Origin of the sequence: Mycolicibacterium austroafricanum, assembly GCF_000612725.1 — a bacterium.
Taxonomy (GTDB): Bacteria; Actinomycetota; Actinomycetes; order Mycobacteriales; family Mycobacteriaceae; genus Mycobacterium; species Mycobacterium austroafricanum.
The window spans coordinates 121946-139858 of sequence record NZ_HG964453.1; the positions used below are offsets into that span (position 1 = coordinate 121946).

Genomic DNA, 17913 nt, shown 5'->3' on the forward strand with positions numbered 1-17913 from the left:
GGCCGGCTCGGCCGGCCTGTCCGGCTGACCGGTTGATATGACTTGAGCTAGTCCTTCACAAACGCCTCCGGGGGTGTCAGGAAGGGATTGTCAAAGATTCCTATGAGGACCTGAGCGTGGGTGCGCTCTTGGTCCTCCTGGCACGCCCCGGAGGTGTTGTTGTGTCTGTGCAGAGTGCTCCAGTCACGTCGTCCACGATCGTCGTTGCCGTCGATGTCGGCAAGACTTCGGCGACGGTGTCGGTCACCGACGGCGCTCGTCGGCGGTTGATGGGCCCGGTTGAGTTCGCGATGACCCGGTCGGGTCTGAGGGCTGCGACGCAGCGCGTGTTAGCCGTGGCGCCCTCGTGTCCGCAGATCAGGGTGGGTGTGGAAGCGGCTGGCCACTACCACCGGCCCGTGGTGGATTACCGGTGGCCGCCGGGCTGGGAGGTGCTCGAGCTCAATCCCGCTCATGTCGCCGAGCAGCGCCGAGTGATGGGCCGGCGGCGGGTCAAGACCGACGGAATCGACTTGGAGGCGATCACCGAGTTGATGTTGGCCGGTCGTGGCCGGGTGGTCGGTGAGCGGGAGGTGCTCATCGGCGAAGTAGCGGCGTGGGCCCAGCATCGGTCGCGGCGAGTCGCTACCCGGACGGCGACCAAGAACCAGCTGCTCGCACAACTCGATCGGGCGTTTCCCGGACTGACGCTGGCGTTGCCGGATGTGTTGGGCACCAAAATCGGCCGCCTGGTCGCCGCCGAGTTCGCCGATCCGGCGCGGTTGGCGACGCTGGGAACGACCCGGTTGATCCGATTCGCCGCCGCCCGTGACGTCCAATTACGCCGCCCGCTCGCCGAGCGTCTGGTGACCGCGGCCAAGGACGCGTTACCGACTCGCGACGCAGTGGTGGCTCGACAGGTGCTGGCTTCTGACATGGCTTTGTTGGCTGACTTGAGTTCCCGGATCGCCGATGCAGAGACTGAATTGGCACGGCTGTTGCCACTGAGCCCGTTCAGTACCCTGACCTCGGTGCCCGGCTGGGGCGTCGTCCGTGTCTCGAATTATGCTGCTGCCCTTGGTGATCCAACACGGTGGCCGGGACCCCGGCAGATCTATCGCGCGTCGGGGCTATCTCCGATGCAGTACGAGTCGGCCGGTAAGCGCCGAGACGGATCGATCAGCCGCGAGGGCAGTGTGGCGCTGCGTCGAGCGTTGATAGATCTCGGTATCGGATTGTGGCTCACCGAGCCATCGGCCAAGTCCTACGCCCACGGACTCAAGGACCGCGGCAAGCGCGGTGGCGTCATCGCCTGCGCGCTGGCGCATCGCGCTAATCGCGTCGCCCATGCCCTGGTCCGCGACCACGCCGTCTACGACCCCGCCCGCTGGACCTGAAGAACCAGACCCCAGCCCAGGAAGGAGCCGTTACCTAACACCCCCTTCACAACCCTCGTCGGCAGTGCCACGCTGAAGGAGCGGGACGAAGGGCCGGATCCGATGCCGCTCCGGTTATGGCGGACCCACCGGGTTACGCCGCATCTAACTTGGCACCCGGCCCTTCGCCTCCACGGCAGCCCGAACGACGCCAGATGACCCACACCTCGAGGTCGCATAAGTCAACGTGGGCGCCCGGCACCCGCCCCCCAAACCCAAAGCCTCACCGCCGACACCAGAGCATCACCACCACACCCGAAAACCCCGGATGTCGACCCATCACGCCCAAACCGGTTCTTGACACGACCTACAGCCAGTTAGGGTTGGCCCGTGTCCAGACGAGAAGACGGCAGACTCGACGACGAACTGCGCCCGGTCACCATCACCCGCGGCTTCACGACGCACCCCGCGGGTTCGGTGCTGGTGGAGTTCGGCCAGACCAGGGTGATGTGCACGGCGAGCGTCACCGAGGGTGTGCCCCGTTGGCGCAAGGGTTCCGGCCAGGGCTGGCTGACCGCCGAGTACGCGATGCTTCCGGCCGCCACACATGAGCGCTCGGGCCGCGAGTCGGTCAAGGGCCGGGTGGGCGGACGCACCCAGGAGATCAGCCGCCTGGTCGGCAGGTCCCTGCGCGCCTGCATCGACCTGGCCGCGTTGGGCGAGAACACCATCGCGATCGACTGCGATGTGCTGCAGGCCGACGGCGGCACCCGCACGGCCGCCATCACCGGCGCCTACGTCGCGCTGGCCGATGCCGTCACCTATCTGGCCGCGGCAGGCAAGCTGTCCGATCCGCGGCCGCTGTCGTGCGCCATCGCCGCGGTCAGCGTCGGCGTCGTCGACGGCCGCATCCGCGTCGACCTGCCCTACACCGAGGATTCGCGGGCCGAGGTCGACATGAACGTCGTCGCCACCGACACCGGCACGCTCGTCGAGATCCAGGGCACCGGCGAGGGCGCAACCTTCCCGCGTTCGACGCTGGACAAGATGCTCGACGCCGCGATGGCGGCCTGCGATCAGCTGTTCGAGATCCAGCGCGCCGCGCTCGAACTTCCGTATCCCGGTGTGCTTCCCGAGCCCGGTGAGCCCGCGAAGAAGGCGTTCGGAAGCTGATCGGGCAGTCTCGGCTACTTGTCGCCAGCCGCAACCGCAAGAAGCTCGACGAGCTCCGCCGCGTGCTCGACGCCGCGGGGGTGTCGGGGCTGACGCTTTTGTCGCTCGACGACGTGCCGCCGTTCGACGAGGCCCCGGAAACCGGTGCGACGTTCGAAGAGAACGCGATGGCCAAGGCGCGCGACGCGTTCGCCGCGACGGGCCTGCCCGCCGTGGCCGACGACTCCGGACTCGAGGTCGACGCCCTCAACGGCATGCCCGGCGTGCTCAGCGCGCGCTGGGCGGGACGGCACGGCGACGACGCGGCGAACACCGCGCTGCTGCTCGGCCAGCTCGGCGACGTGCCCGAGGAGCGCCGGGGCGCGGCGTTCGTGTCGGCGTGCGCGCTGGTCTTCGGCCCCGGTGAGGCCGAACGCGTGGTGGTGCGTGGTGAGTGGCGGGGCAGCATCGTGCGTGAAGCCCGCGGCGACGGCGGATTCGGTTACGACCCGGTGTTCCTGCCGACGGGTTCGGCGAGGACGGCCGCCGAGCTCAGCCCGGCGGAGAAGGACGCGTCGTCGCACCGGGGCAGGGCGCTGGCCGCGTTGCTACCGTCGCTTCGTGCCTTGATCTGAGGTCTCGTCACGCGGTTGAGAAGCCAGGCCACCGGGACTGTGAGGGTCAGCGTGGCGGCGATCAGCCCGGGCATCGAGCCGGTGAACAGCGGCCAACCCAGCACCAGATGCATGGTCAGGGCCATGACCGCGACGTGGACCAGGAAGATCTCGTAGGAGATCTCGCCGAGCCACACCATCGGCCTGCTGGCCAGCACCCGCGAATACGAATCGCGGCTGCCGAGCGCCACCGGCGCGACCGCCAGTGTCGCGATCACCGCGTACAGAAGTGCCTTCACGATCGGTGTCCAGGCCGGGTCCGGCCCGGCGAATGTGCCGCCGAGCGAGGTCGACACCGCCAGGTACAGCCCGACGGCCACCGGGATCGCGACGATCGCGGCGCAGCGCGCACCGACCGCCTCCAGCACCGCCAACGCCATCCCTCCGGCGAACCACGCGAGGTGGGCAGGCAGCCACATCCCCGCCGAGTTGGGCAGGAGATCGGTCGCGGTCACCACGACGAGCCACACGGGGGTGACGGTCGCGAGCAACGCGACGCCCACCAGCGCGCGGCCCGGGCGCCAACGCCCGCGGCACAGCACCTGCAGGACGAGGAACGCCAACGCCGGAAGGGCGACGTAGAACGACGCCTCGACGGCCAGGCTCCACATCTGGGACAGACCCGGATGAAGCAGCGTCACCAGGTATTCGTCGGTGTAGATGTGGGTGAAGGTCAGGTAGCGCAGCAGCCCCTGCCAGGTCTGGCCGGGGTTGGGGCCCGGCGTGAAGACGGTGTAGATCTCGAAGACCGCGACGACGGTGACCACGTAGGCGGGCACGATGCGGCGCATCCGCTGCCGGCCGTAGCGGCGTGCCGACGGTGCCCGCCGGCCCGCGGCGGCTGCCCTCACCCAGGGGCGGAACAGCAGAAACCCGGACAGCACGAAGAAGACCGCGACGCCGATCTCGAGGCGGGCGTACATCGTCCCCAGGTAGCCGTGCAGCAGATAGCCGGTCGCGAAGGCGGCGTGGGTGCTGACGACCAGCAGCGCTGCGACCGCGCGCAGGCCGGTGAGGGCGGGATCTCGTGGAGACGTGCGATCGGGCGGGCCCGCCGGGGCGGCGCCGCAGCGCACGCCGGGGCTGGCTGACATCGGGGTCGAGTCTAGCTACGGGTGCACTGGGCAAACCCGGCTCAGAGCCCGAACTGCTCCTTGATGTTCTGCGTCTGGAAGTGCTCGACGATGATGCCGACCAGCGGGATCGTGCCTGCCAGCAGGATGCCGACGGTCTTGGCGATCGGCCAGCGCACCTTCACGGCGAGGTTCGCGGTGAACAGCAGATAGACGAAGTACACCCAGCCGTGCACGACCGCGATCCAGCCCAGCGAGTCGTCCTGGAACGCATACTTCATCACCATCTCGTAGCAGAGGGCGATCAGCCAGATGCCGGTCGCCCACGCCAGGACGCGGTAGCCGGTCAGCGCTTTGCGGATGGTCTCGACGGGCGTGATGGGGGCGGGGGATTGGGGTGCGGTCACGTACCGGTTCCTGTCATCTTCTGGTCTTCGGCATCGGCTTTGGCCAGCTCGGCCAGGTAGGCGTTGTACTCCCGCAAGGTCGGGTCGTCGTCCGGGTCGTTGTTGTCCGGGTCGGCATCCCGGTTGGCACTGCCCTGGCGGGCCGGTTGCGGCCGTTCCGGCAGCAGGCCGGCGGGGATCTCGGTGACGGCGTCGTGCGGGTGGGGCTCGGGCGGGGCCTCTTCATAGCGGACGAACTTGAAGTAGGCGTACACACAGAATCCGGCGAACAGCGGCCATTGCATCGCGTAGCCGAGATTCTGGAAACTGCCGGACGTCGACTCGTAGCGGGTCCACTGCCACCAAGCGAGCGCGAGGCAGCCGGCAGCGGCGGCGATCACCAACAGGATGAGCGCCGGCCTCCTACGTCGTGTAGTGGACACCGTTCAACGGTACCGCGAGATCCTTGGGCCCGATGAACTCATCCATGCGGGCGGTCGCGGCCTTGCGGTAGATGGAGACGGTGTGCTTGTCGGACCGCCGCCATGTGATGCCGAGGCGGTCGAGCGCGGCGGTGAACAGGCCGATGATGTCCTCGGACCGGTTGCTGAAGTGATACCTGACGCTGAGCACACCGCGGTCGTTGGCGACGACGCGGCAACCGTCGCTGTGGATCAGGCCCATGACGAACTCCTCGGCCTCGCCGTCGACGATCTTCTGCTGCCACGGTTCGAGGGCGATCTTGCGGAGGTGTTTACGGCCGGGTCCGTGCTGGGGAAGCAGGCACGGCCAGTGTTTGGAGCACTGATACACATCCGCGCAGCCGCTCCGGCGCCAATAGACCCCGGCGCGCTGCCGAGGAAACAGGGCATCGATGGCCAGACGGCAACGCGCGATGATCGTCGGATAGCGCTTGTCGCACGTGACGCGCAGCGTGTAGGTGCGCGATGCCTTTGAGATGCAGCCATCGCCCAGATACATGCCTAGCAGGTATGCGTAGGAGGCTGCGTGTAGTGAGTCGAAGTCATGTACAACTCCGCAGGACAACGGGTCGCTGGGATGGCTCAACCTTCGAGGAGGTCTACGGCGCCAGTCCCGGACGGTGGTTCGGGGTATTCCGGTATCGCGAGCGACGGCGCAGTCGTTCAATCCTTCCGCGATGAGCTGCTGGACTTTCTCGAACTCTTCAACGGATTTCGTCACGGACGTCCCCTCGCTCTTGATCGCAACCTAGCGACGGGGTCCGACAGGCTGGGGATTGGTACGATCACACCCACTGCGGGCGTGGCGGAACGGCAGACGCGCGGTCTTTAGGTGTCCGTGTTCGAAAGAGCGTGGGGGTTCGAATCCCCCCGCCCGCACTCTCGATTTGCGAAATGTGCTGTATTGCAGTGCATTTCCTCGCCCCATGCAAGCGGCCCCTGCCGCCCGCACTCAACTTGTCGGACTCTCGGCGCACACTCGCCCTCAAGAGACGCACCGCACGGTGTGTCCGCGACAAGGGGGCGTGATGAAAAACTGGGGAGATGTCATCGTCGTCGAGAACGGCGAATGGCAAGGGTATGACTGGCATTGGGCGGACCGGCGGATCCTCGACATGTTGATCGGGGGACCGGAGTTGGCATTGCGCCACATCGCGTCGTTCCGACGGTCCGACGATCGCGACTTCTACGGCCTGATGCCGGAACGCAGCGCCGCGGTGCTCGATCTCGACCGCCGTCGACTGCTGTTTTTCGGTGACGACCTGATGGGCCGGGTGCCGCACCGGCGGGTGTTGCTGGCCGCACTCGCCGAACTGTGGACGGGGTTTCAGGTGGGCTGGGCGTACGGCGGCGCCCGCGAGCTCGCCGCCTATGTCGGAGTCGACTGCCCACCGCGAGATTTCGATCGCGAACCGAGGATCGAGGTGACGCCGGACCGGTATTCGCCGTGCCAGGTGATCTCCGTCGTCGGTCCCGACGGAGGCGTGCGGTTCTGGCCGATGGTCGAGTACTCGCATCCCGAGGTGTACGGACCGTCGTTGCTGGACATGCTGCCGCGGCGAGCACGACCCAAGCTTTCGCTGAGGATTGAGCCGGCCTCCGGGGTGCACGTCGACCCGTCCCGCAAGGCCATCGGGGTGTGGCAGACGGTCGACACGGCGGGAATTCTCGACCAGCTGCCCGAGATCTGGGCTGGGTGGGACTTCGAGTTCTGGGAGGACCGGTACGAGGAGCAGCTCGCCCGCTGTGGTGACGCCCTGCGCGTTCCGGCGCGGAAACTCTCGGTCGAGATCCGGGAGGTGCAGGAGTTGATGCGCCGGCGCGTCTTCGGATCCGACTGGGACAGTCCGGCCGGAGAGGCGCTGGAGCTGTTGGCCGTGCTGCGCCGCCACGCCCCTGACCTCGCGATACGCGACGGCGACGTCATCGCGGGCCTGATCAGGCCGACTGCCCAGCAGTGGAAGCGGTTCACGACAGCGTGCGACGGCTACGCCGCCGCCTCGGCTGCGTGAGACCGCGGGTCAGGCGGTGGCCTCGCCGGTGCTGGGCGCGGCGTCGGTGGCCTGGTTCATGAAGCACAGGATGCTGGCCGTGAAGCTGACCACCGCGATGGCTCCTGCGAACAGGGCGATCAGGTTCTCCGACAGTCCCCAGCTCGCCAACGCGAAGGCCAGGGCGATGATCGCGGTGACGATCAGAAAGAGCCCAGTGGTGGCGACAGTCTCGTTGAACGGATCGTCTGAGCCGGGTGTGCCTTCAGCCCTGTCGATCATGACTTCTCCTTCAGTGGTGCCGGACTGCTCCGGTAGTTACCCCTCCGTCAATCCGTGAAACCTCGTTCGGCCCGCCCGGCGGCAGGTGACCTCACTCACTGCTGATCGAGAGCGTGGTAATGACCACGGATGCGCATGTCGGCGGCGATCCTCTGCCACGATGGCGAGTAATCCGCACAGGACGGGGGATCTACGGCGTATGAGCGACCTGAAGTATCTGGATCTGCATGGCGATCGCGTCGCCTACCGGGACGTCGGTCGCGGCGAGGAGACGCTCCTGCTGCTTCACGGCATGGCGGGAAGCTCCGACACCTGGCGCGCGGTGCTGCCCCAGCTGGCGAAGCGATACCGGGTGATTGCGCCCGATCTGCTCGGACACGGCCAGTCCGCCAAGCCGCGCAGCGACTACTCGCTGGGCGCCTTCGCCGTGGGGCTGCGTGATTTCCTCGACGAACTGGGCATCTCGCGGGTCACCGTCGTGGGTCAGTCGCTGGGCGGCGGGGTGGCGATGCAGTTCGTCTACCAGCATCCCGACTACTGCCAGCGGCTGGTGCTGATCAGCAGCGGCGGCCTCGGTCAGGACGTGGGCTGGACGCTGCGCCTGTTGTCCGCGCCAGGCGCCGAGCTGCTCATGCCGGTCATCGCGCCACCGCCGGTGGTGAGAGTCGGCAACACACTCCGCAACTGGTTCTCCGCGGTGAACATCCAGTCACCCCGCGGCGCCGAGATGTGGAGCGCGTACTCGTCGCTGTCTGATGCACAGACCCGCCAGGCGTTCCTTCGCACCCTACGATCGGTCGTCGATTACCGCGGTCAGGCGGTCAGCGCGCTCAACCGGCTGCACCTGACGTCGGATCTGCCGCTGCTGGTGATCTGGGGCGACGAGGACCGCATCATCCCCGTGGAACACGGTTATGCGCTCAACGAAGCACGGCCGGGCTGCCGCCTCGAAATCCTGGCCGGGGTCGGTCACTTTCCTCACGTCGAGAAGCCGACCGAGGTGGTGGATCTGCTCGAGGACTTCATCTCGACGACCGGACAGTCCAGCGCAGTCGAGACGCCGACGCACTGACCGGGTCAACGCCTCCTGGCCGAGAACCCGTTGCGTTCCGCCAATGACCGGAGCTGCTTGAGCGCGAACTGCCGGTTGCGGCCCCCCTCGGGCAGCACGATGCCCGCCCACAACCCCACCGCGCCCGGCGTCACGCAGGCGTCACGGGCACACTGCCAGCGCCGTGGGCACGCGCGGCACAGCGACTTCGCGCCCTCGTCGGCGGTGACCATCCATCGGTCGGGATCGCGCGTGCACGGCGCGGTCCATGCTTCCTCTTCGATCCGTATCGAATTCATGGACACCTTCCCTTCCGTCCCCGTCGTCATCGACAATACGTTTGTATCGTAGGAACAATACTGCCGTACTGTCGACTTCAGCTGGTGGCGATGTTGTCTACGGTGAACACTGTGGTGTCGGATGTCGGGCGGACGGGCGCGGAGGAACCGCGCAACATCGAGAGAATCCGCGCCGCGGCACTGCGTAGTTTGGCGGCGAACGGCGCCGCGGCAACGACGATGCGAGGGGTGGCCGCGGCGGCGGGGGTGTCGCTGGGGCTCGTGCAGCACCACTTCGCCACCAAGGCCGGCTTGATCAACGACGTCGACGAGTACGTGCTGCGGTTGATCACCACCACGATGTCCCGGCCCCTGGCGGACCCGCCGGTCGACTCCGTCGTCGAGATCGGCGACCGGGTCACCACCCTCTTCTCCGAACATCCTGACGTGGCCACCTATCTCGGCCGCGCCCTCGTCGACGGCAGCCCCGCCGGGGTCAGGATCTTCGACACCCTCTTCGCCGTCGGCGTCGCGCGCTGGCAGCAACGGCTCGATCGGGGCGAGCTGCGCCCCGATGTCGACATCACGTGGGCCGCGATCAACGGCCTGGTGCTCGCGCTGGGCGCCATCAGCCTCCGGTCGCATCTCGACCGGCATCTCGCCGAACCGCTCATCTCGCCCGGTCAACTCGCCCGTTGGCAGAAGGCGGTTGACGCGCTGTTGCGCGAGGGGCTGTTTCGGCGCCCGGTATCCGAATAGCGGTCTCAGTCAGAGGCGTCGGCGACCCGCTTGCGATATGCCGACGGGGTCTCGCCGCAGAACTGTGTGAAGGCCCGCGTGAACGAGCTGACGCTGTCGAACCCGACCGCGGTGGCTGTTCCCTGCACGGACTGCGTCGGGGCGGTCAGCAGGGCCATGGCCCGCAGCATGCGTGCATGCAGAAGGTAAGTGCGCCAAGGTAATCCGAGTGTTTCGGCGAAGAGTCGGCGCAGCGTGCGCTCCGACACCGACACGGCTCTGCTGACTTCCTCGCAGGTGACGGTGTCCAGATGCTGCTTGGTGTACGCCATCGCCGCGGCCACGATCGGATTGTCGGACGTCGGCAGGCTCAGCGGGGCTTCGTGGTCGAGCGCCTCGCAGACCAGAGCGGCCAGGGTGCGGAAGAAGCCGTCGGCGACGCCGTCATCGTCGCCGGCGCCGGGCCTGCGTTCGATGTGCCAGCGCAGCGCGTAGATCATCATCTCGCGGATCAGCGGCGACACGGCCAGGATGCGGGCCCGGTCCCCGCCGTCGGGGATCAGGGTGGGGTCGAACATCACCGCGACCGTCTTGACGTCCGGGTTCATCACCGCCTGATGCTCGAGTCCGGCCGGGATCCACGCTGCCTGCTGCGGCGGCAGGAGATAGTGCGCGGAGTCGGTCTCCACCTCGACGACGCCGTGCAGCGCGTATTCGATCTGGTGCACGTCATGGGAGTGCCAGCCGGTGATGAGGGCGTCACCTTCGTAGAGGTAGCTGCCGCCGAGTGCGCGGCCGCCTCGGCGCAGGTCGATCACCCGACGCGGAGAGTCCGCACCCAGGTTGGCCGCTTCGGACAAGATCCTGTCCGAAGACGCAGAGCCGGTCATGTCCTGAGACGGTACTACTGGGATATGCAGACAGACGACCTGATTCTGGTGAGCATCGACGATCACGTGGTGGAGCCGCCGGACATGTTCCTGCGGCACGTCCCTGCCAAGTACCGCGAAGAGGCGCCCATCGTCGTCACCGACGACAAGGGTGTCGATCAGTGGATGTATCAGGGCCGTCCCCAGGGGGTCAGCGGCCTCAACGCCGTGGTCTCCTGGCCGGCCGAGGAGTGGGGCCGCGATCCTGCCGGCTTCGCCGAGATGCGTCCCGGGGTGTACGACGTCCACGAGCGGGTCCGTGACATGAACCGCAACGGCATCCTCGCGTCGATGTGCTTCCCGACGTTCACCGGCTTCTCCGCCCGGCATCTCAACATGACCCGCGAGGACGTCACGCTGGTGATGGTTTCGGCCTACAACGACTGGCACATCGACGAGTGGGCGGGCTCGTATCCGGACCGCTTCATCCCGATCGCCATCCTGCCGACGTGGAATGTCGAGGCGATGTGCGCCGAGATCCGCCGGGTGGCCGCCAAGGGCTGCCGTGCGGTGACGATGCCCGAACTGCCGCACCTGGAAGGGCTTCCGAGCTACCACGACGACGACTACTGGGGCCCGGTGTTCCGCACCTTGAGCGAGGAGAACGTGGTGATGTGCCTGCACATCGGCACGGGCTTCGGCGCGATCAGCATGGCGCCCAACGCGCCCATCGACAACCTGATCATCCTCGCCACCCAGGTGTCGGCGATGTGCGCCCAGGACCTGTTGTGGGGACCGGCGATGCGCAACTATCCCGACCTGAAGTTCGCGTTCTCCGAAGGCGGCATCGGCTGGATACCGTTCTATCTCGACCGCAGCGACCGGCACTACACGAACCAGAAGTGGCTGCGCCGCGACTTCGGCGACAAGCTGCCCAGCGACGTGTTCCGTGAGCACTCGCTGGCCTGCTACGTCACCGACAAGACCTCGCTGAAACTGCGGCACGAGATCGGCATCGACATCATCGCGTGGGAGTGCGACTATCCGCACTCGGACTGCTTCTGGCCCGACGCCCCGGAGAAGGTGCTCGCGGAACTGAACGCAGCGGGGGCGTCGGACTCGGATATCAACAAGATCACGTGGGAGAACTCCTGCCGCTTCTTCTCCTGGGATCCGTTCAAGCTGACTCCGAAGGAGCAGGCCACGGCAGGCGCCTTACGCGCCAAGGCCACCGACGTCGACACGTCGATCCGGCCCAGGGCCGAATGGGCCCGGCTCTACAACGAGAAGCAGCAGTTCGCTCAGGCCTGATTGCCGGCTCGCCGGCGTGCGTTGATTCAGTCCCGCAGCCGGCGCAGTGCGCGCCCCGGTGACCATCGTGCCGGCTGCGGGGGCTGACGCCGGACGTAGGGCCACGGGCGGTTGCGCTCCGGGATGGATTCCGCCCGCACGGATTTGAGCTGGGCCCGTAGATGCGCGCGCAGTTCGTGCAGGTCGGGATCGGTCCAGCGGTTGTGCTGCTCCACGGGATCATCGGTGAGGTCGTAGAGCTCCCACTGATCGTCGAGCGGATCGGTGCGGTACATCGGTCCGCCGATGCCGTCGGCCGCCAGGTGGCACACCCCCGGTTCTGTCCAGGTGCCGGGATCGTCGAACGAACGCACCAGTTTCCACAGGTGTCCGTGTCCGCCCGGCGCGGCATCTTCGTCGACCCGGATCACCAGACCCTCGAAGTTGGCGGCCGTGTGGGCCGGAATCCGGATGCGCAGGGGTGCAGGCACTTTCGAGGTCAGCTTCAATGCGCGGGCCAACCCGGACGCACCGGTGTCGCCTTCGAGGACGTTGTCCCGCGTCATCAGGTACACGCACCGATGATCGTCGGCCGGCGCGCCGTCGACCACGGGCATCAGGTCGCTTCCCGGCAGCGGATGCACCTCCGAGAACGACTCTGCCAGCACGGTTGCGGCCGCGTCGACGTCGACGCCCGCCGCCGACAGCAGGGTCGGCACCAGGTCGACGTGCGACGTCGGCGCCGTCACGGTGCGCGCCGTGGTCGGACGGGCGCCCACCCTGGCGATGACGAACGGGACCCGGGTGGCCTCGTCGTAGAGGTTGAACCATTTCTGGTGCAACCCGCCGTGGGCGCCGAGCAGGTCGCCGTGATCAGCGGTGCGCACCAGCACGGTGTCGTCAGGTCCGTCGCCGGATCCACCCTCGGTGACCGCGCGGCGCACCCGGTCGATGGGGGTGTCGACCTCGGCGTGCAGTCGGTAGTACAGGTCGCGGTAGCGCTGGGCGTTGCGCCGGTAGGTCCGCTCGATCGACCATGCCGGGCCGTATCCGGAGTAGTACGCCTCGCGGAACGCGATCTGCGCGGCGGGTTTGGTGGACAGGTCCTCGTCCGCGGTCGGTGCGGCAGGAACCGGGGGAGGGTCCAGCGGTGAGGCGGGCAGCGGGTTGCGGCGCGCCCAGGCCGGAAACAGCACGATGTCATGGGGATTGACGAAGCTGGCCACCAGCAGGAACGGCCGCATCGCGTCGGGGTCACCCGCGCGTCGCCGCGCGTAGCGGTCTTTCAGCCAGGCGACCACGCGGTCGGCGATCAGCGGGTCACGGCGGATCCCGGCGTTGGAAAGCTTGGCGCCGTGCGGTTCCGGGCCGACCCAACCCGAAAAGCCGTATGGGGACAGCGGATCCGCCTCCAGATACCTGTGCACCGCGGCCGGGTCGACGACGCCGTCGTCGTCGTTGGTGTCGAGCGACCGGCCGGTGCCGGGGTCGATGAGATCGGCGTGCGAGATGTGCCACTTGCCGTCGTAGTGGGTGTCGTAGCCGGCGGCGCGCAACCAGTTGCCCAGGGTGGGCACCTCGCCGCGGCGCAGCCAGCGCAGCCGGGAATCGTCGTGTGCCTTGCCGATGCCGTCGGTCTGGGTCACCCCGTGCAGGTCGGGGTACTGGCCGGTGAAGATGGTCGGGCGACTCGGCACGCAGGCCAGTGAGCCTGTGTAGTGGCGTAGGAAGCTGACGCCGTTCTCGTCGAACCACCTTCTGCCGCCCAGTGTCCGACTGCGCCATGCGCGAACGGTGTCGGGTTCGTAGGGAGGTGTCGCGCGCTCCTCGTCGGTCATGACGACGACGATGTCGGGCCGTTCGGTGGTCATGGGTTCCCTTCGGTTGCCTTCGCCAACGAGTCGAGCAGGCTGTCCGAGCGTCGCGCCATCAGCCGCGCGAAGGCACGTTCCCCGAGCGGGCGCAACAGCGCACGCGACGTCCGGATCGTGGTCGTCAGGGTCACCGTCGTCGCGCCGTGGGCGCGGGGCTCCAGATTCCATCGGTTCGACACTCTGAATCCCTTGGGCACACCGGCGATCTCGTACCCGAGCACACGCGACGGCTCGAAGGCCACGATCGTCTCGACGAACGTGTCGCGGCCGCTCTGGATGCGTCGGGTCAGTCCCACCGGCTCGGGATGATCGTCACCGTTGAGCAGGCAGGAGTGGTCGATCCCGTCGGCCCACGCGGACAGGGAGCCGAAATCGGCGAGCCTCGCCCAGATCGCGGCGGACTCTGCGGAGACGGTGCGGGATCGGCTCACTTCGGCCACCGCCTCATTCAACACGTTGCCGAGGCTCACCGCGTGGTGATGCCGGCGATGACCGTGCGGGTGATCGATTCGGCGCGGTGCGGGTCGAACGATCGGCCCTCACTCAGGATGGCGTAGACGATGCCGCCGACGATCGCGTCGGTGGCGTCGCGGGCCGATTCGGCGGTCAGTCCCTCGGCGGTCAGTCGGCCCCGCACGGCGTCGTGTATCGGCTGGTTGAAGCCGGCATGCAGCCGTGCCGCGGTGTCCTGGTGCTCGACGCCCGCGGTGGTCAGGGCGCGCAGCATCGCGTTCCCGCGGACGGTGGTCAGCGCGGTGGCGAGGGTGACCGCCCATGCGCACAGATCTGCGGCGACGTCGTCGGTCCGGGCGACGGGTCGCAGAATCCTGTCGGCGTCTTCGAGGGTGACATCGGCGACCAGTGCGTGCCGGCTTGGCCACCAGCGGTAGATGGTCTGTTTACCGACGCCCGCGCGTGCGGCCACCGCCTCGATGGTGAGTTTGTCGAAGCCACGTTCCATCAGTAGCTTGCGGGTCGCCTCGACGATGGCCGTGCGCGACTTCTCACTACGCCGCCGGGGCGCCGCGATATCGGTGGCCATCAGGAGAACCTGACCGGCTTTACACGCTGAGGCATCGCCCGTAGTGTGCCACAAGACGAGACGTTGCGTCTCGTTAAGCTGATGGCAGAAAGAAGCCGGGTGATTTCCTGATGGCGGGAACGAAGTTGGTGATCGGTGCCAGCGGCTTCCTGGGATCCCACGTCACCAAGCAGTTGATCGCCGCAGGCGAGGACGACGTCCGGGTCCTGATCCGCACCACCAGCTCGACGCGCGGCATCGACGGACTGCCGGTGCAAGTCCACTACGGCGACATCTTCGACACCGGCGCGCTGCGGGCCGCGATGGCCGGCTGTGACGTCGTCTACTACTGCGTGGTCGATGCACGTCCGTGGCTGCGGGATCCGGCACCGATGTGGCGGACCAACGTCGACGGGCTGCGCAATGTCCTCGACGTCGCGGTCGGCGCCGGCCTGCACCGCTTCGTCTTCACCAGCTCCATCGGCACGATCGGGCTGGCCGCGGACGGACTGGCCGACGAAGACACGGCGCACAACTGGCTGGACAAGGGCGGTGCCTATATCCGGTCCCGGGTGGAGGCCGAACAGATGGTGCTCCGGTACAGCGCGGAGAAGGGGCTGCCCGCAGTCGCGATGTGCGTGGCCAACACCTACGGACCGGGCGACTTCCTGCCGACGCCGCACGGCGGGATGCTCGCCGCTGCGGTGGCGGGCAGGCTCCCGTTCTACATCGACGGCTACGACGCCGAGGTGGTCGGCATCGAGGATGCGGCGCGCGCGATGATCCTCGCCGCGGAGCGTGGCCGCACCGGCGAGCGTTACATCGTCAGCGAGCGGTTCATGAGCACTCGGGAGATACATGAAATCGGTTGTGCCGCAGTGGGAGTCGCGCCGCCGAAGTTCGGTGTCCCGATCCGGGTGATGTCGGCGGCCGGGTATCTGAGCGAAGGAGTGGCCCGGCTTCGCGGCAAGGACACCATGCTCACGCCGCTCAACATCCGCCTGATGCACATCATGTCGCCGATGGACCATTCCAAGGCTGTTCGTGAACTCGACTGGCACCCGCAACCCACATCGGAGGCAATCGTGGCGGCCGCGCACTTCTTCCGGGACCGGCGTCAGCGTGCGGCACAGGGGGCCCGATGACCATCGGTCTGACACCCGAGCAGCAGCAGCTGGCCGCCGCGGTCGCACAGTTCGCGGCTCGGCACGCGCCGATCGACAAGACGCGCGGGTCGTTCGACGCGCTGGCCGCGGGAGAGCTTCCACTGTGGTGGGACCAGTTCGTCGCCAACGGTTTCCACGCCGTGCACCTGCCAGAGGAGGTCGGGGGTCAGGGCGGCACGCTGACCGACACCGCCTGCATGCTGGAGGCGGCAACGACGGCGCTGCTGCCCGGTCCCGTGCAGTCGACGGTGACCGCAGGCGCGGTCGCGCTTTTGGCCGACGACACCGAGGCGAGGAACACCCTGCTCGTCGCCCTCGCCGGCGGAGCCTCTGCGGCGGTGATCTTCGCCGAGGACAACGACTTCCGTGCGGTGCCGGTCGCAGGCGGCTGGGAGGTCAGCGGCGCATCGGTTCCGACCCTCGGCGCCCGTTCGGCCCACACGATGCTGGCCGCGGCCGATGCCGGTGAGCGGACGCTGTGGTTCGTCATCGACCCGCAGGGGCCGGGGATCGACGTCGTCGGACGCCGCGGGACGGACAAGACCGTCGACGTCGGCGCGGTGCGGCTGGACGGTTACCGCTGCACCGACAGTGCGGTGCTCACCGGCATCGATGACGCTCGCGCCCGATGCGTCGCGATCGCGCTCGCCGCCGGCGCCGCATCCGGGGTCATCCGCTGGTGCGTGCACGCCGTCACCGAGCACCTGCGGACCCGGGAGCAGTTCGGCAAGCCGATCGGTGCGTTCCAGGCTCTGCAACATCAGGCGGCGATGCTTCTGGTCAACAGCGAACTGGCCACCTCGGCGGCATGGGATGCGGTCCGCTCGGCGTCGGAGGAGCGGACGCAGAACCAGATCGCGGCGTGGGGCGCAGCGCTGATGGCGATATCGCCGGCTCCCGATCTGGTACTCGACACCCTCGCGATGTTCGGTGCGATCGGCTACACCTGGGAGCACGACCTCCACCTGTACTGGCGCAGGGCCACCAGTCTGGCCGCATCGATCGGGCCGGCAGGCCGCTACGCGGAGTCGCTCGGCGATCTCAGCCGAACGCAGAACCGGGACGTCTCCCTCAAGCTCGGCGACCTCGACGCCGACTTCCGCCGTAGTGTGGCAACGGTTCTCGATGAGGCGAGCACGTTGCGTAACGACCGACCGGGACGCCAGGGTGATTACGAGAACCTGGCCACCGGTCCCCAGCGGACGCTGATCGCCGAAGCCGGCCTGATCGCGCCGCACTGGCCCAGGCCGTGGGAGGTGGACGCGACCCAACTACAACAGCTGATCATCGACGAGGAGTTCGCCAAACGGCCCGGCCTGGTCAGGCCGTCGCTGGGGATCTCCGAGTGGATCCTGCCGACGCTGATCAGCTCGGCACCCGAACACATCCAGCAGCGGTTCATCCCCGCAACACAGCGCGGAGAACTCGGCTGGTGCCAACTCTTCAGCGAGCCGGGCGCCGGCTCGGACCTGGCATCGCTGACGACACGCGCCACGAAGGTCGACGGCGGCTGGCGGATCGACGGTCACAAGATCTGGACCTCGTCCGCGCACACCGCCGACTACGGGGCGCTGCTGGCCCGCACCGATCCCGACGCGGCCAAGCACCGGGGCATCGGCTACTTCATCGTCGACATGCGCTCCGAGGGCATTGAGCTGCAACCGATCCGGCAGGCGACCGGCGAGTCACACTTCAACGAGGTGTTCCTGACCGACGTGTTCGTTCCCGACGAACTGCTGTTGGGTGGACCCACCGACGGATGGAACCTGGCCATCGCGACGATGGCCCAGGAGCGGGTGGCGATCAGCGGCTACGTCAACTTCGACAGGGCCAGCATCCTGCGTGGGCTCGCCGCCGCCGACCGGCCCGACCGCAGCCGGGTGCTTGCGGCGCTCGGCGAGGCCGACGCGTATGCCAACGCGATCAAGGTGCTCGCCGTGCGTGAGGTGATGCGGCTGCTCGACGGGCAGGCCGCCGGACCGGCGTCGAGCATCGCCAAGGTCGCCATGAACGTGATGCTGCGCCGCACCTTCAAAGCCACACTGGAGCTCACGGCACCGGCGGCGCTCGTCGAGGATTCCGACCCGGCGATCGTCGAGCCCTACTTCCACCTGCCCGCCGAACTGATCGGCGGTGGCACCCGGGAGATACAGCTCAACATCATCGCCCAGATGATTCTGGGACTACCCCGCGCCTGAGCGGGTGTCGGACAGCGACGGGACAGGAGACAC

The 17913-nt window shown here is 67.8% G+C and carries 18 protein-coding genes, 1 tRNA gene and 1 pseudogene; 10 read left to right on the forward strand and 10 right to left on the reverse strand.

Annotated features, from left to right (window positions below; translation table 11 throughout):
* The first annotated feature begins 161 nt into the window (after positions 1-161).
* From BN976_RS14425 to rdgB, 3 genes are all read left to right on the forward strand, one after another.
* Entirely contained in the window at positions 162-1376 is a 1215-nt protein-coding gene (locus BN976_RS14425; protein WP_036368701.1) for an IS110 family RNA-guided transposase, read from the forward strand.
* Between the two features lie 369 nt (positions 1377-1745).
* Positions 1746-2528 carry a ribonuclease PH gene (gene rph / locus BN976_RS14430; protein ID WP_011781442.1) on the forward strand — a complete coding sequence of 261 codons (783 nt, stop codon included), beginning with the start codon at positions 1746-1748 and terminating at the stop codon, positions 2526-2528.
* Positions 2528-3142, forward strand: coding sequence for an RdgB/HAM1 family non-canonical purine NTP pyrophosphatase (gene rdgB, locus BN976_RS14435; RefSeq protein ID WP_036371583.1), 615 nt, complete (start codon positions 2528-2530; stop codon positions 3140-3142). Before rph ends, rdgB begins: the two co-directional genes overlap by 1 nt.
* A gap of 26 nt (positions 3143-3168) precedes the next feature.
* Here the strand turns inward: rdgB and BN976_RS14440 are convergent.
* From BN976_RS14440 to BN976_RS14455, 4 genes and pseudogenes are all read right to left on the reverse strand, one after another.
* A pseudogene (locus BN976_RS14440) lies at positions 3169-4275 on the reverse strand (acyltransferase family protein); the annotation flags it as partial.
* A 41-nt stretch (positions 4276-4316) separates the two neighbouring features.
* Positions 4317-4661 (reverse strand): DUF3817 domain-containing protein, encoded by a 345-nt coding sequence (locus tag BN976_RS14445; protein WP_011781439.1) that lies wholly within the window; start codon positions 4659-4661, stop codon positions 4317-4319.
* Positions 4658-5083 (reverse strand): hypothetical protein, encoded by a 426-nt coding sequence (locus BN976_RS14450; protein ID WP_036371584.1) that lies wholly within the window; start codon positions 5081-5083, stop codon positions 4658-4660. Before BN976_RS14450 ends, BN976_RS14445 begins: the two co-directional genes overlap by 4 nt.
* Positions 5064-5621 (reverse strand): hypothetical protein, encoded by a 558-nt coding sequence (locus BN976_RS14455; RefSeq protein ID WP_234935331.1) that lies wholly within the window; start codon positions 5619-5621, stop codon positions 5064-5066. The genes BN976_RS14450 and BN976_RS14455 overlap by 20 nt, the downstream gene beginning before the upstream one ends.
* Before the next feature lie 297 nt (positions 5622-5918).
* Between BN976_RS14455 and BN976_RS14460 the strand changes: the two genes are divergently transcribed.
* Positions 5919-6001: transfer RNA gene (locus BN976_RS14460), tRNA-Leu, on the forward strand.
* Between the two features lie 149 nt (positions 6002-6150).
* Positions 6151-7134, forward strand: a complete 984-nt coding sequence (locus tag BN976_RS32100; protein ID WP_051558435.1) for a hypothetical protein — start codon at positions 6151-6153, stop codon at positions 7132-7134.
* A gap of 9 nt (positions 7135-7143) precedes the next feature.
* Here BN976_RS32100 and BN976_RS14470 read toward each other — a convergent pair whose 3' ends face one another.
* The gene (locus tag BN976_RS14470) at positions 7144-7395 is read right to left on the reverse strand and encodes a hypothetical protein (RefSeq protein ID WP_036371587.1); all 252 of its coding nucleotides are present in this window, start codon (positions 7393-7395) and stop codon (positions 7144-7146) included.
* Between the two features lie 199 nt (positions 7396-7594).
* On the opposite strand from BN976_RS14470, the gene BN976_RS14475 reads away from it, so the two are divergent.
* The gene (locus BN976_RS14475; protein ID WP_011781434.1) at positions 7595-8467 is read left to right on the forward strand and encodes an alpha/beta fold hydrolase; all 873 of its coding nucleotides are present in this window, start codon (positions 7595-7597) and stop codon (positions 8465-8467) included.
* Between the two features lie 5 nt (positions 8468-8472).
* Here BN976_RS14475 and BN976_RS14480 read toward each other — a convergent pair whose 3' ends face one another.
* The gene (locus tag BN976_RS14480; protein WP_036371588.1) at positions 8473-8745 is read right to left on the reverse strand and encodes a WhiB family transcriptional regulator; all 273 of its coding nucleotides are present in this window, start codon (positions 8743-8745) and stop codon (positions 8473-8475) included.
* A gap of 111 nt (positions 8746-8856) precedes the next feature.
* On the opposite strand from BN976_RS14480, the gene BN976_RS14485 reads away from it, so the two are divergent.
* Positions 8857-9483 carry a TetR/AcrR family transcriptional regulator gene (locus BN976_RS14485; RefSeq protein ID WP_011781432.1) on the forward strand — a complete coding sequence of 209 codons (627 nt, stop codon included), beginning with the start codon at positions 8857-8859 and terminating at the stop codon, positions 9481-9483.
* A gap of 5 nt (positions 9484-9488) precedes the next feature.
* On the opposite strand, the gene BN976_RS14490 is transcribed toward BN976_RS14485, so the two are convergent.
* Entirely contained in the window at positions 9489-10352 is an 864-nt protein-coding gene (locus BN976_RS14490; RefSeq protein ID WP_036371589.1) for an AraC family transcriptional regulator, read from the reverse strand.
* Between the two features lie 24 nt (positions 10353-10376).
* On the opposite strand from BN976_RS14490, the gene BN976_RS14495 reads away from it, so the two are divergent.
* Positions 10377-11642 carry an amidohydrolase family protein gene (locus BN976_RS14495; RefSeq protein ID WP_036371592.1) on the forward strand — a complete coding sequence of 422 codons (1266 nt, stop codon included), beginning with the start codon at positions 10377-10379 and terminating at the stop codon, positions 11640-11642.
* A 26-nt stretch (positions 11643-11668) separates the two neighbouring features.
* Here BN976_RS14495 and BN976_RS14500 read toward each other — a convergent pair whose 3' ends face one another.
* Genes BN976_RS14500 through BN976_RS14510 form a run of 3 tightly spaced genes read right to left on the reverse strand, consistent with a single transcriptional unit; the run spans position 11669 to position 14537 of the window.
* The gene (locus BN976_RS14500; protein ID WP_036371594.1) at positions 11669-13492 is read right to left on the reverse strand and encodes a sulfatase-like hydrolase/transferase; all 1824 of its coding nucleotides are present in this window, start codon (positions 13490-13492) and stop codon (positions 11669-11671) included.
* Positions 13489-13935, reverse strand: a complete 447-nt coding sequence (locus BN976_RS14505) for an SRPBCC family protein (protein ID WP_036372248.1) — start codon at positions 13933-13935, stop codon at positions 13489-13491. The genes BN976_RS14500 and BN976_RS14505 overlap by 4 nt, the downstream gene beginning before the upstream one ends.
* 26 nt (positions 13936-13961) lie before the next feature.
* Complete coding sequence (locus tag BN976_RS14510) at positions 13962-14537, reverse strand: TetR/AcrR family transcriptional regulator (protein ID WP_011781427.1); 576 nt, start codon at positions 14535-14537, stop codon at positions 13962-13964.
* 110 nt (positions 14538-14647) lie between these two features.
* On the opposite strand from BN976_RS14510, the gene BN976_RS14515 reads away from it, so the two are divergent.
* Together BN976_RS14515 and BN976_RS14520 are read left to right on the forward strand one after the other, a co-directional pair.
* On the forward strand, positions 14648-15661 hold the full coding sequence (locus BN976_RS14515; protein ID WP_011781426.1) for an NAD-dependent epimerase/dehydratase family protein: 1014 nt from the start codon (positions 14648-14650) through the stop codon (positions 15659-15661).
* Positions 15658-17880 carry an acyl-CoA dehydrogenase family protein gene (locus tag BN976_RS14520; protein ID WP_036371596.1) on the forward strand — a complete coding sequence of 741 codons (2223 nt, stop codon included), beginning with the start codon at positions 15658-15660 and terminating at the stop codon, positions 17878-17880. Before BN976_RS14515 ends, BN976_RS14520 begins: the two co-directional genes overlap by 4 nt.
* Positions 17881-17913: the final 33 nt, after the last annotated feature.

What these genes read in the sequence shown, in the direction of transcription:
- BN976_RS14455 (WP_234935331.1), bottom strand. Translation starts at nt 5,621, where the DNA reads ATGTATCTGGGCGATGGCTGCATCTCAAAGGCATCGCGCACCTACACG.
- BN976_RS32100 (WP_051558435.1), top strand. Translation starts at nt 6,151, where the DNA reads ATGAAAAACTGGGGAGATGTCATCGTCGTCGAGAACGGCGAATGGCAA.
- BN976_RS14470 (WP_036371587.1), bottom strand. Translation starts at nt 7,395, where the DNA reads ATGATCGACAGGGCTGAAGGCACACCCGGCTCAGACGATCCGTTCAAC.
- BN976_RS14475 (WP_011781434.1), top strand. Translation starts at nt 7,595, where the DNA reads ATGAGCGACCTGAAGTATCTGGATCTGCATGGCGATCGCGTCGCCTAC.
- BN976_RS14480 (WP_036371588.1), bottom strand. Translation starts at nt 8,745, where the DNA reads ATGAATTCGATACGGATCGAAGAGGAAGCATGGACCGCGCCGTGCACG.
- BN976_RS14490 (WP_036371589.1), bottom strand. Translation starts at nt 10,352, where the DNA reads ATGACCGGCTCTGCGTCTTCGGACAGGATCTTGTCCGAAGCGGCCAAC.
- BN976_RS14495 (WP_036371592.1), top strand. Translation starts at nt 10,377, where the DNA reads ATGCAGACAGACGACCTGATTCTGGTGAGCATCGACGATCACGTGGTG.
- BN976_RS14500 (WP_036371594.1), bottom strand. Translation starts at nt 13,492, where the DNA reads ATGACCACCGAACGGCCCGACATCGTCGTCGTCATGACCGACGAGGAG.
- BN976_RS14510 (WP_011781427.1), bottom strand. Translation starts at nt 14,537, where the DNA reads ATGGCCACCGATATCGCGGCGCCCCGGCGGCGTAGTGAGAAGTCGCGC.
- BN976_RS14515 (WP_011781426.1), top strand. Translation starts at nt 14,648, where the DNA reads ATGGCGGGAACGAAGTTGGTGATCGGTGCCAGCGGCTTCCTGGGATCC.
- BN976_RS14520 (WP_036371596.1), top strand. Translation starts at nt 15,658, where the DNA reads ATGACCATCGGTCTGACACCCGAGCAGCAGCAGCTGGCCGCCGCGGTC.